This window comes from Pseudomonas sp. NPDC087598 (genome assembly GCF_044743525.1).
Taxonomy (GTDB): domain Bacteria; phylum Pseudomonadota; class Gammaproteobacteria; order Pseudomonadales; family Pseudomonadaceae; genus Aquipseudomonas.
On the sequence record NZ_JBIUWQ010000065.1, the window covers coordinates 1 to 12,487 of the forward strand.

A 12,487-nucleotide genomic window follows, 5' to 3' on the forward strand; every position below is an offset into this window, starting at 1 on the left:
CCGATGGTCACTGAAAGTGGGTAGAATGCGGTTTTTTTCCAGTTGCGGGGGTGCGCGTTGCGCGAAATCGTCCTGATTAACATCACGGGAGTCGACCGTCCGGGTCTGACGGCGGCCATTACCGGTGTTCTGGCACAGGGTGGCGTGAACATTCTCGACATCGGTCAGGCGGTGATCCACGACACCCTGTCGTTCGGCATCCTCGTTGAAATCCCTGATTCCGAGCAAGGCAAGTCCGTGCTCAAGGACATCCTGTTCAAGGGCTACGAGCTCGATCAGCAGGTGCGTTTCACCCCGGTGTCCGAAGAGGATTACCAGCAGTGGGTGGGCAATCAGGGCAAAAAACGTCACATCGTTACCTTGCTGACCCGCAAAGTCACCGCCGGCCAGTTGCAGGCTGTCAGCGCGATCACCGCCAAATATGGCTTGAACATCGACCACATCGACCGTCTGTCGGGTCGCATGCCTTTGGACACCCCGGCCGACAAGGGCAAGGGCTGCATCGAGTTCTCCGTGCGTGGCGAAGCGGCTGATCCGCAGGCGCTGCGTGCCGAGTTCTTGAGCGTTGCCCAGGAGCTGAATGTCGACATCGCTTTCCAGGAAGATTCGCTGTTCCGTCGCAACCGTCGCCTGGCGGTGTTCGACATGGACTCGACGCTGATTGAAGCTGAAGTCATCGATGAGTTGGCCAAGGCTGCCGGCGTCGGCGAGCAGGTTTCGGCGATCACCGAGCGGGCGATGGCTGGCGAACTGGATTTCCGCGCCAGTTTCAAAGAGCGTCTGGCACTGCTCAAAGGTCTGGACGTCAGCGTGCTGGACTCGATCGGCGCTTCGCTGCGTCTGACCGAAGGTGCTGAAACCCTGTTCGCCGAACTCAAGCGTCTGGGCTACAAGACGGCAATCCTGTCTGGTGGCTTCACTTATTTCGCCAAACAGTTGCAGGCCAAACTCGGCATCGACTATGTGTTCGCCAACGAACTGGAAGTGGTCGACGGCAAATGCACTGGCGTGGCGATCGAGCCGATTGTCGATGCGCAGCGCAAGGCTGATCTGTTGAAAGAACTGGCGCACAAGGAAGGCTTGCGTCTGGAGCAGACCATCGCGGTCGGCGACGGTGCGAATGACCTGCCGATGCTGGCGATTGCCGGGTTGGGCGTGGCGTTCCGGGCGAAGCCGCTGGTCAAGCAGTCGGCGAAACAGGCGATCTCGACCTTGGGTCTCGATGGCGTGTTGTATCTGCTGGGCTTCCGCGACCGCGACGGGCAGCTCTGAGCCTGATGCGGGCCTCTGTGGCGAGGGAGCTTGCTCCCGCTGGACTGCGCAGCAGGCCCCTTCTTTTTCTGGATGTAGAGGGGTCGTTTCGCAACCCAGCGGGAGCAAGCTCCCTCGCCACAGGTTTCTGGATGGCCCCTAAAGCGATTTCCACAACGAATCGAAATCTTCCTCGCTCCCGCCATTCTGCGCGGCCTCCAGCGAGCGATAGGCAAACTGATTGAAACTGTGCGTGCTCGCCACCCGCCGATCCAGCCCGGCGCGGTGTTCCTCGCCGTGGGTGTTGATCAGCACTTTATTGCCTTCCTGAAACGGCAGTCGCGGCGCCAGCAAGGTTGCCGGCAAGTCGATTGCGCTGATTTCCGGCAGCAGTAGTCCGCGTAAATAGTGACTGTGGTCGTCGCGCGAACGCACCAGTTGCAAGCCGCACGGCTCTGCATGCGGCGCCACCAATTCGATGCCCATCTGCGTCCCGCCACCACGCACTTGGCGGATCCAGCGAATCACCGCGATGCTCCAGCCCAGACTCGCACTGTCCTGAATCCCGAGCATTTCTCCCGCCTGCAACTCGGCGGGCACTTCTTTCGGCCAGCCAAGGCAATATCCGCCGGGGCTGTGATTGATCACCGGCAACGCATAAACCGGATAGTGCGGTGTGTTGTCGGTGCTGTTTTCGTCCTCGACCAGATGGTCGTACTGGATTTCCTCGTAAGGCAGGAATTCTTCAGCCTGGCTTTGCGGGGCGGCATCGAAGGCCTGACTCCAACTGTCCTTTTCGCCTTTGGCCACGGCGCTGCTGAAGTTCGCCGCACGGGCACCGGGATGCTTGAGCAATTCGCTGAAAGTGCGTTCGCCGCCGAGGTAGAAGTGCAGGGCGCTCATGCCCACGCACACGGTCAAACTGCCTTGGCCGACGGTGCGCTGAAAGCTGCGTTCGGCGGCCTGGCCCCAGGTGGCGTGCAAGTGTTGCAGGGTGTCGAAGCTGAGGCCTGTCGGGATGGGCAGTGGCGTCGAGGTGTCCCGACGCAGCAGATGCGCCTCAATGGCATTTACCAGCGGCTGCGGATCGAAACCGAGCAGCCCGGGCTTTTGCTCACTACGAAACATGCTGCGATAGCGTGGACCTGCGTCGATCTCGGCACTGATCGCAAACAAGCCGTCGTCCGGACTGCCGGGGCGCAGCTTGAGCAGGGCGCTCCACGGCTCCAACACTTCCGCGAGCCGGGCGATCTGGTTTTGGCGCAGTTGGTTGCAACGGGCGCTGCCTAATAACAGGGTGGCGATGTACGTCTGTTCGAGGCTCAGCTCCGTGGTCAGGCTGGCGAGGTCGTCATGCACGCGGCGCTGATGCAACTGCAACTCACACGCGAGGCGATACAGTTGATGCAGCTCGAACCACAGATGTTCCGGCGCCGAACTGTACAACTGCGTGGCGCGCACCAGTTGGCCCTTGAGTGCATGGGACGCGCGTTGCAGGGCCAGGCTGATCAGCATCGCGCGATCCTTGCCGTACTTGGGCGCTATGCGCAAAACGATCTGTTTGTAGCCGATGGCCAGCTGACTTTGTAGCGTCTGACACAGGTTGCTGATCTTGCGCGAACGCTCGTCGAGCATGATCGCCTGATGGAGGAAGTGCCGCTCCAGATGCTGGCAGACGAAATACACCTCGGGGCGCAGCAGCTCCAGCAGTTGCAGGCGATTATCGCTGGGGGTCAGCAATTGATTGAGTTCGCCCAGCCCTTGATACAACTGGCGGGCGGTTTCGCCGATGTTGGCCTTGGGCAGGCCGGCGATCCAGCGCTTGAGGTCGCGCGGGGTGGCGTCGCAAAACGACAGGCGCGATTGCGTCGGAGTCGGGGCACGTAACAACGGAGGGGAGATGGTCTGGCTCATGCCAAAAACCATAGCAGCAAATGCTGCAACCTGTGGGAGCCGAAGCGGCTCCCACAGCAGGGCATCAGGCTTTTGGCAGTGCCAGGCCTTGGCCCATTTGTACTGGCGAACCCGCGGCCAGTTCCTCGGCCCACTTCACTTGATCCGGGCCAAACAGCACGATCGCGGTCGAACCCAGCTTGAAGCGACCCAGTTCAGCACCTTTTTCCAGGTGGATCGGCGCACGGGCGGCTTCGTCATAGCGGAAGGTTTTCAGCTCACGCTTCGGCGGCGTGACCAGGCCGGCCCACACGGTTTCGATCGACGCCACGATCATCGCGCCCACCAGAACAACAGCCATCGGGCCGCGCTCGGTGTCGAAGATGCACGCCACACGCTCGTTGCGGGCGAACAGCTCCGGCACGTTTTCGGCGGTGGTCTGGTTGACCGAGAAGATCCGGCCCGGGATGTAGACCATTTCGCGCAGGGTGCCGGCCAGTGGCATGTGCACGCGGTGGTAGTCCTTCGGCGACAGGTAAATAGTCGCGAAGTCGCCGCCCATGAACGGTGCCGCATTAGCCGCGTCGCCGCCGAGCAGTTCCAGCACGCTGAAGCTGTGGCCCTTGGCCTGGAACACGCGACCGTGTTCGATCGGGCCGAGCTGGCTGACCGCACCATCAGCCGGGCTGAGGATCGCGCCCGGAGTCTGGTCCAGCGGACGCGCGCCGTCTTTCAGCGCACGGGTGAAGAAGGCGTTGAAGTGCTCGTAGGCTGTCAGGTCTTCGACCAGCGCTTGCGACATGTCCACTTGATAACGCTTGGCGAACCATTGGGTGAAGGCATTCTTGAACCAGCGCACGCGGCACTCGGCGATGCAGCCGGCCAGGCGTGACAGCAGGTGATGAGGCAGCAGGTACTGACTGAGGATAAACAGACGCTCTTTCATTAGTTGTCCTTAAAAACCTTAAATCTCGACGGGCGTGTCAGGGTGGTTGCCCCATTCGCCCCAGGAACCGGCGTAGCCCTTGACCCGCGGATAACCGAGGGACTTGGCCACCAGATAAGTGAAGCCCGACCGGTGATGGGTCTGGCAGTGGGTAATGATTTCTTTGTCCTTGGTGATCCCGAGGTCTTCGAGAATCTGCGGCATGTCCGTGCGAATCCGCAGGTGACGCGCCTTGTCCATGCCCGCGGTCCATTCGAAGTTGACCGCGCCGGGAATATGCCCGGCCTTGGCGGCCAGCACTTTCTCACCGGAGTATTCCAGCGGCCCGCGCGCATCCCAGATCGCCAGATCGGCGGCGCCGAGACGGCTTTGCAGGTATTCGCGAGTGGCGGTCGGCTCTTCGCGCAGCGTCAACGGCACTGGGCCACCAACCGCCGGCGGGACCTGGATCGACATGGGTGAGCCTTCCGCCAGCCACGCCGGCAGACCGCCATCGACATAGTGATACTTGTCGTGACCGATCACGTCGAGCAGCCAGATGAAACGGCCGGCCCAGCCGCCGCCCTCGTCGTCATAGACCACGTAGACCGCGTCTTTGCGATGGCCCAGTTCACCGAACAACGCCTCCAGATCAGCTTTCGCCGGCAACAGCCCCGGCGCCGGCGGCTGGCCGAACTGGGTGCGTTTCGGATCGACAAACCGTGCGCCGGGCAGGTGCCCTTCGGCATAGCGGGCGGGGCTGGTCAGGTCCACCAGAATCAGTTCGCTGGCATCGAGGCGAGGGAGCAGGTCGCTCGGTTCGATAACGAGCGGCAAGCCAGAGAAGTCAGACATGTGAGGTCTCCAGAGCACAAAGGGGGGGATTGTAGCGCAGCCTCATCGGCCACGGCTGCTAAAGCTGTGCAGGGCCTTTTCGATGCACTGCGCGGTTTTGCCGAAGGCTTGCACGCTGATGTCGGCGAACGGCCCGCCGCCCTGATCGGCAACGACGATCATGATCACTCGGCCATTATTGAGCAGTGAGCGCAGGAACAGATGTTCGCCACGGAACAGCGTACGCAGGCCCGGCGGCAATAAAGCAGAGAATTGTGCGTTGTTCTCGGGATTGATCCGCACCTGCGCCTGCTGGGTCAGCAGCCGTTGCAGAACTTTGCTCTGGCTGACGACAAAGTTCAGCGCCGCGGCTTCCTTCGGCAGCCCGAAGGTCTGATGCACGCGCAGATTCGATTGCGTGCGATCGGCCATCAGGATCATCACCCGGCGCATGCCGCTGGCAACCATGGCATCGCGTGCGGCCACGGTCAGGCTCATGGCATTGGTGAAGCGGCTCGGCTCGGCAAGGAGTTCGGCGCACTGTTTACGCCACTCGGTCAAATCTTCGGCATTCGGTGCCGCCGCGGGCAACCTGCCGGCGGGCAAACGATGGGTGCCCCACGGCCACAACAGCGAAACCGCCGGGTGCCACAAATCGGGCATTGCATGCTGACGTGCACTGTTGGCGGCTTGCTGGTGCAACTGTTGCTGCACCTCGTCCATCGAAATCTGTAGATAAAGGCTGGTCAGATATTGCCAGCGCTCGCTGTGCGGACTGTCCCAGGCCTGCTGCGCCGACAGCGCCAGACCATTGGCCAGCAGCACGGTGTTGGCCGGTTGATTGAGCCAGCGGCGCAAGGTCGGGTCATCGTCGAGGCGGTTCTGTTGGCGCAGCGGGTGTTCGCTGTCGCGGGCGATGCGCAGCACTTTGACCAGTTCGCGCTGTTCGCTGAGCAGCAATTTATAGCCCTGCTGCACCCAGATCGGCAGATGCCAGACCTGTACCAGAGCGTCAGCGATTCTCAGCAGGCGCACACCGAACAATTGCTTCTCGACGGCCCGCGCCGACTCGCCCTTGTGGATAACCCGCAGCTCCCACTCCTCAAGCAACTGTGGAAAGGTCAACGCCAGCGGCCACAACGGCGAGAGAAACAGCAGACTGCCCCAATGAATGTCCTGCCACAGCCGCGCCAGGCGACTGGCGAAAAAACCGTTGGCCTGTTGCGACGCGTGCTGGCTGATCATTTGCAGCTGGCGCAGGGCCTTGGGGATCTGCATCTGCGGTTCGGCCGGCAGGCGCGCGAGCAGTTCTTCGGTGCGGGCGAGGCCGAGACGATTGATCGCGACTTCAAGATTTTCCGCCGGCGTGCCCATGTTGCCGTGGGTGTGACGATTCGCCTCACGGATGATGCTCAAGGCCAGCGCCGGGCTGTCCTGCATCAGGTCGGCGATGTCGCGAATCGAGCTGCGATTATCACGGATCGCCCGGCAGACTTTGTCGTGAGCCTCTTGCGGCACGGGCAGGCGGACGCTGTCGAGCAGCTTGACCCAGCCCTCGAGAGTGGTCGGTTTTACGTGTGGGACGTTCGTTTCATTAGCCATGTCTGGACGAGATCTTCACTGACTGTAGACGCGCCCGGCATGGGCTAAATTGGCTTTTCGCCTGAACTGGCTATAGTCTGGCGCAGTTTTGCCGATAAGTAGAAGAAGAGATTTTTTAACTTCCGAATATGACCTTGAACCCGACTCAGTAAGTACTTTCCTACCTATGGCTAAAATTATCGGCATCATCGTCGTATTCGCGAGCGTGCTCGGCGGATACGTGCTCTCCCACGGCAAGATTGCCGCCCTGATCCAGCCTTTCGAGGTGATGATCATCGGTGGTGCGGCACTGGGCGCATTCCTCCAGGCCAACCCCGGCTACATGACGATGCATGTGCTCAAGAAATCCCTGAGCATGTTCAGTTCGCGCTTCAGCCACACTTTCTATCTGGAAGTGCTCGGCCTGATCTACGAGATCCTCAACAAGAGCCGTCGCGAAGGCATGATGGCCATCGAGGGCGACATCGAAGACGCCGCCGCGAGCCCGATCTTCGCCAAGTACCCGGCTGTCCTTAAAGACGAACGCATGACCGCGTTCATCTGCGATTACCTGCGTATCATGTCCTCCGGCAACATGGCTCCACACGAGCTGGAAGGTCTGTTCGACATGGAGCTGTACAGCCTGAAAGAAGACCTCGAACACCCATCCCATGCGGTGAACGGCATTGCCGACGCCATGCCGGGTTTCGGTATCGTCGCGGCGGTACTCGGTATCGTGGTGACCATGGCCTCGCTGGGTGAAGGCGATCAGAAGTCCATCGGTCTGCACGTAGGTGCGGCACTCGTGGGTACCTTCTTCGGTATTCTCGCGGCGTACGGTTTCTTCGGCCCGCTGGCGCATTCTCTGGCCCACGATGCCAAAGAAGAGCTGAACGTCTACGAAGCCATCAAGGCTTCGCTGGTGGCTTCGGCCTCCGGCATGCCGCCATCGCTGGCGGTGGAGTTCGGTCGCAAGGTTCTGTACCCGGCGCACCGTCCAAGCTTCGCCGAGCTGGAACAAGCGGTTCGCGGTCGCTAAGTCATGGAAAATAATCAGCCGATTATCATCAAGCGCGTCAAGCGCATAGCCGGCGGGCATCACGGCGGGGCGTGGAAAATCGCCTTCGCCGACTTCGCCACGGCGATGATGGCGTTCTTCCTGGTGTTGTGGCTGCTGTCCACCGCAACGCCCGAGCAGAAGATCGCCATCGCCGGCTATTTCAAAGACCCGGTCGGCTTCTCCGAAAGCGGCACGCCGTACATCATCGATCTCGGCGGTACGCCGACGCTGGCGCCGGAAAACACCCTCAACCCCGAGGTGAAATCCCAGCCGCAACCGGACAAGGTCACTGTCGACACCGAACAGGTCGAAGGCATGGCCGAGCAGGTCGAGAAAGAGCGTCTGGAACTGCTCCTGCAAGAACTGCAGAACAAGGTTGACGAGAACCCGCAACTGCAGAAATTCAAGGATCAGATCCTCTTCGAGATCACGCCGAACGGCTTGCGCATCCAGATCATGGACGCCGAGAACCGGCCGATGTTCGACTCGGGCTCTGCACGCTTGAAGCCGTACTTCGAAGACATCCTGCTGGCCATGGCCGACACCATCAAAGCGGTGCCGAACAAGATCAGCATCAGCGGCCACACCGATGCCAAGCCGTACACCGGCACCGGCGATTTCGGCAACTGGGAACTGTCGGCCAACCGCGCCAACGCCGCCCGCCGTGCGCTGGTTGCGGGTAGCTATCCGGATTCGCAAGTGGCGCGGGTCGTCGGTTACGCCTCGTCGGCGCTGTTCGACAAGGAGAACCCGTTCAACCCGGTCAACCGCCGCATCGACATCGTCGTGCTGACCAAAAAGGCGCAAGCCGCGATCGAAGGTTCGCAAGGTGCGGATCCGGCGAAACCGGCCGATGAGAGTCATAACGGCGCCGCTCCGGCAACGCCGGTCGACCCCAACGCACTACCGGCGGATCAGCAACCGGTGCCGGCGCACGAGTTGCGCGAACGGCTCAACCTGTTCGACGACGCCGCGCCGAAACCGGCTGAACCGGGCAGTGCGGCGCCCGCGCCGACAGCTCCACCGGCCACTGCACCGGCCCCCGCGCCGAAACAGTGACCCACAAAAAGCCACGGTTACCGTGGCTTTTTTGTGCCTGCCTGCGTCGCATTGACCAGTCGCAGTTTTCGCAATCACGGAAGATCAGTTATGGAAAGACTCAAAGCCTATTTTCAGCGGCACGGCAACGCCCCCTTCAAATTCGGCGAGGGCCGGGTCAGTGGCTACATCTCGGCCACGCTCGGGTTGCTGAGCCTGCTGGCGGTGTTCTGCTTCCTGTTTCCCGAATGGTTGACCACGGCCGAACTGCGCAAGGTCTACGACGAACAATTCGCGCGCACCACCCTGTTGCTCGGGCTGGTGCTGTCGTTCAGCCTCGGCACCCTGAACATCCTGCTCAACAAGCGTAAACGCCTGGGTATCACTGGTCTGGTCGCGTCAGGGCTGGCAGTGGTCCTCGGCGGCACCAATGTGCAGGTCAGCGAGATCGGGCAGACCCCATACTCGCTCGGTCTGGACTGGTTTGTCCTGGCGCTGCTGATCTCGGCCATCGTATTTATTCCGCTGGAAAAGCTGTACTCCAAAGACCCCGAGCAGAACATCCTGCGCCCGCACTGGCGTACCGACCTGACCTACTTTTTCGTCAGCCACATGCTGGTGCAGTTCATCCTGATTTTCATCACCGCCTCGTCGAGCTACATCGCCGGGTGGGCGGTGTCGCCGGGCTTGCAGGCCAGCGTACAGAGCTTGCCGCTGGTGGTGCAGTTCCTGCTCGCGATACTGGTGGCGGACCTGGGCCAGTACTGGTTGCACCGGCTCTATCACGTCGTGCCATTTCTGTGGCGCATCCATGCCGTGCATCACTCCAGCACGCATATGGACTGGCTCGCCGGATCACGCGTGCACTTCATCGAAATCCTCCTGACCCGCACCGGCGTTCTGGTGCCGCTGATGCTGCTGGGCTTCGCGCCGCAGGCGTTGAATGCCTACGTGATTCTGGTCGGCGTCCAGGCCGTACTGGCGCACGCCAACGTGCGGATCAACGGCGGCTGGCTGAATTACCTGATCGTCCTGCCGCGTTACCACCATTGGCACCACGCCCGGCACAAGGACTACATCTACAAGAACTACGCGATCCACACACCGCTGGTGGACATGCTCTTCGGCACCTTCAAGCTGCCGCCGAAGGAATGGCCAGTACGTTACGGCGTGTTTGGCAAGGAATTGCCGGGCGGGATTGTGCGCCAGCATCTGTATGCGTTTCAGAAGCCTGAGCCGAAGTAGGGCCGGTGGAAGTGAAAAAGCCGCGTTGATCGCGGCTTTTTCTTGTTGCTTTCGAATGGCTGCTTTTCGCGCGGGACCAATCTTTCCGGCTGGCCTCAAGGCAGTTGGAAAGCACGGGTAGAGTGCTGGTTGTAACGTGTTGCTAAATGGATTTGAAGATAGGGAGTGTCAGGCGTGAGTGTGGTAATTCCGGCGAATTTTATCGAGACGATTTATGTTTATCCCGAAGAGGAGTACATCAAACCGTTCGGTAAGGCCTGGCTGTTTATGGAGTCCAGTACACGATGGATGTACGCCGTTCTTTTAGCGGCTTTTTTGCTTGCGAATGTGTTCGGAAGGCGTGCATTTTCCGATCCCGGTGTTTATCTGGTGCTCGCCGGGGCTGCGGTTATTGTATTCGTGACAGTGATCATAAAATCTGTAGAACGATCGGAGGCCAAGGCTCAGGCCGATGCAGTCCATCCTGACGACGACAATGTGCGCGTGAGCTTTGATGCATCGAGTGTCACCATCGAAAAACAATTGGGCGCAGAGCGCTATTGCAGCGTGATACCCCGCTCGGACATCAAGAAAATTTCCGGCTATGTTCAGAATGGCTGGTTCAGCGTGCGGGATCGCGGCGTTGTCATCGAGAGGAATGACGGAGCGCAATTTCGTTTTGTTTTTTCGCTGAAGAAGTCTCAGTGGAATGATTTTCTGCTTGGGTTTGAAGAGTCGCTGAAGCAGTTTGATTACTCGCTGGGGCCGCTGAGAAAATTTCAGGTGTGACCAGCAGATGTCTCACGGCTTGATGCGAGGTCCTTGGCCGGATAAAACCATCGTCAGAACTTGAACATAAAAAAACCGCGAATCTCGCGGTTTTTTTACGCTTGAAGCTTTCTGGTCAGTAACCGTTTTCCGGCAAACTGGCGATGATCGAGCGATAGCTGTTCATCCGCTGCTGCTGCACGCGGCCATCTTCCAGGGCCTTGAGCAGGGCACAACCCGGTTCACGATCATGCTTGCAGTCGCGGAAGCGGCAGGTGCCGAGCAGGTCGTTGAACTCGATGAAACCGGCTTCGACATCCGCGCGGCTGACGTGGCCGAGACCGAATTCACGGATACCCGGGGAGTCGATCAATTCACCGCCGCCCGGGAAGTGGAACAGGCGTGCGGTGGTGGTCGTGTGCGTGCCTTGCCCGGACAGTTCGGACAACGGCCCGACGCGGGTTTCAACCTCAGGCAGCAAGCTGTTGACCAGCGATGACTTGCCGACACCGGACTGGCCGACGAACACGCTGATGCGCCCGTCGAGCTGTTGTTGCAGTTGTTCCATGCCGTTGCCGTGGTGCGCCGACACTTCCAGCACCGGATAACCCAGCGTGCGGTAAACGGCCAGCAAGGCGTTGAGCGCCGGGGCGTTCTGCTCGTCGATCAGGTCGAACTTGTTCAGCAGCAACAGCGGACGGATGCCGGCGTGCTCGGCGGCTACGAGGTAGCGGTCGATCAGGTTGGCATGCGGCTCGGGCAGCGGGGCGAAAACGATGACGATCATGTCGACGTTGGCCGCGACCGGTTTCAGTTGGCCACGGCTGTCCGGGCGGCACAGCTCGGTGGTGCGCGGCAGTTGCGCGACGATCACACCGATGCCCTGGTTGCCGGCACGCCAGACCACCTGATCGCCGGTCACCAGCGCTGGCAGGTTGGCGCGCAAATGGCAACGGAACACCTGGCCGGCGAGCTCGCCGTCCTTGGCCTCGACTTCGACCTGCACACCGAAGTGGGCGATCACCAAGCCGTGTTGTTCTGGGCCGAGGTCGCCGCCCTCGAGGGCTTCGACCGCCGAGGACTCGCGTTTGGCGGCGCGGGCAGCGCGTTCGCCCTGAATCTTTTCGATGCGCCAGTTTTGACGACGATTGAGTTGGCGTTTGGCCATGGGTGTTCCGTCTGAAGAATGCAGCGATTAGGTAAAACGGCCGCGAGTTTAGCACGCCCGGCCACCGGCCTAGGCTAAACTGCGCAGCATTGCCTAGGAGTCGAAATATGCAAAACCCGCAGAATCTGATCTGGATCGACCTGGAAATGACCGGTCTGGATCCGGATAACGACGTCATCATCGAAATGGCCACCATCGTCACCGACAGTGACCTCAACACCTTGGCCGAAGGCCCGGTGATCGCCATCCACCACAGCGACGAAGTCCTCGCACGCATGGACGAGTGGAACACTCGCACCCACGGCAACTCCGGCCTCACTCAGCGCGTGCGCGACAGCCGCATCAGCATGGCCGAAGCCGAAGCTGAAACCATCGCCTTCCTGGAGAAGTGGGTGCCGAAGGGCAAGTCGCCGATCTGCGGCAACAGCATCTGCCAGGATCGCCGCTTCCTCTATACCCATATGAAGGCGCTGGAAAGTTACTTCCACTACCGCAACCTCGACGTTTCCACCCTCAAGGAACTGGCCGCCCGCTGGGCACCGGACGTGCGCGACAGCTTCAAGAAAGGCAGCACGCACCTGGCGCTGGACGACATCCGCGAATCCATCGCCGAGCTGCAGCACTACCGCAAGCACTTCATCAAGTTCTGACTTGATCGCTGTAGGAGCTGCCGAAGGCTGCGATCTTTTGATCTGGTTTTCAAACTTGAAGTCAAAAGATCGCAGCCTTCGGCAGCTCCTACATT

At 60.5% G+C, this 12,487-nt stretch carries 11 protein-coding genes; 6 read left to right on the forward strand and 5 right to left on the reverse strand.

Translation table 11 applies throughout. The features are described 5' to 3' along the window. Positions 1-57: 57 nt before the first annotated feature. Positions 58-1,272: a phosphoserine phosphatase SerB gene (gene serB, locus ACIOWE_RS25630; RefSeq protein WP_401397316.1), complete on the forward strand. Its 1,215-nt coding sequence runs from the start codon at positions 58-60 to the stop codon at positions 1,270-1,272. 138 nt (positions 1,273-1,410) lie between these two features. Here serB and ACIOWE_RS25635 read toward each other — a convergent pair whose 3' ends face one another. From ACIOWE_RS25635 to ACIOWE_RS25650, 4 genes are all read right to left on the reverse strand, one after another. After that, on the reverse strand, positions 1,411-3,165 hold the full coding sequence (locus ACIOWE_RS25635) for a molecular chaperone (protein ID WP_401397319.1): 1,755 nt from the start codon (positions 3,163-3,165) through the stop codon (positions 1,411-1,413). A gap of 64 nt (positions 3,166-3,229) precedes the next feature. Beyond that, a complete protein-coding gene (gene asd / locus ACIOWE_RS25640) occupies positions 3,230-4,090 on the reverse strand; it encodes an archaetidylserine decarboxylase (protein ID WP_105705899.1) in 861 nt (286 codons plus the stop codon). 18 nt (positions 4,091-4,108) lie between these two features. Continuing rightward, the gene (gene rhdA, locus ACIOWE_RS25645; RefSeq protein WP_401397322.1) at positions 4,109-4,924 is read right to left on the reverse strand and encodes a thiosulfate sulfurtransferase; all 816 of its coding nucleotides are present in this window, start codon (positions 4,922-4,924) and stop codon (positions 4,109-4,111) included. 42 nt (positions 4,925-4,966) lie between these two features. Then, positions 4,967-6,505 (reverse strand): HDOD domain-containing protein, encoded by a 1,539-nt coding sequence (locus tag ACIOWE_RS25650; protein ID WP_401397325.1) that lies wholly within the window; start codon positions 6,503-6,505, stop codon positions 4,967-4,969. 166 nt (positions 6,506-6,671) lie between these two features. On the opposite strand from ACIOWE_RS25650, the gene motA reads away from it, so the two are divergent. From motA to ACIOWE_RS25670, 4 genes are all read left to right on the forward strand, one after another. Further along, positions 6,672-7,523: a flagellar motor stator protein MotA gene (gene motA / locus ACIOWE_RS25655; protein ID WP_007952169.1), complete on the forward strand. Its 852-nt coding sequence runs from the start codon at positions 6,672-6,674 to the stop codon at positions 7,521-7,523. A gap of 3 nt (positions 7,524-7,526) precedes the next feature. Beyond that, positions 7,527-8,603, forward strand: coding sequence for a flagellar motor protein MotB (motB, locus tag ACIOWE_RS25660; RefSeq protein WP_401397328.1), 1,077 nt, complete (start codon positions 7,527-7,529; stop codon positions 8,601-8,603). Between the two features lie 90 nt (positions 8,604-8,693). Beyond that, positions 8,694-9,827 carry a sterol desaturase family protein gene (locus tag ACIOWE_RS25665; RefSeq protein WP_401397331.1) on the forward strand — a complete coding sequence of 378 codons (1,134 nt, stop codon included), beginning with the start codon at positions 8,694-8,696 and terminating at the stop codon, positions 9,825-9,827. A gap of 174 nt (positions 9,828-10,001) precedes the next feature. Further along, a complete protein-coding gene (locus ACIOWE_RS25670) occupies positions 10,002-10,595 on the forward strand; it encodes a hypothetical protein (protein ID WP_401397334.1) in 594 nt (197 codons plus the stop codon). 115 nt (positions 10,596-10,710) lie between these two features. Here ACIOWE_RS25670 and rsgA read toward each other — a convergent pair whose 3' ends face one another. Further along, positions 10,711-11,742: a small ribosomal subunit biogenesis GTPase RsgA gene (gene rsgA, locus ACIOWE_RS25675; RefSeq protein WP_187677885.1), complete on the reverse strand. Its 1,032-nt coding sequence runs from the start codon at positions 11,740-11,742 to the stop codon at positions 10,711-10,713. A 107-nt stretch (positions 11,743-11,849) separates the two neighbouring features. Between rsgA and orn the strand changes: the two genes are divergently transcribed. Continuing rightward, entirely contained in the window at positions 11,850-12,392 is a 543-nt protein-coding gene (gene orn / locus ACIOWE_RS25680) for an oligoribonuclease (RefSeq protein WP_053116764.1), read from the forward strand. Positions 12,393-12,487: the final 95 nt, after the last annotated feature.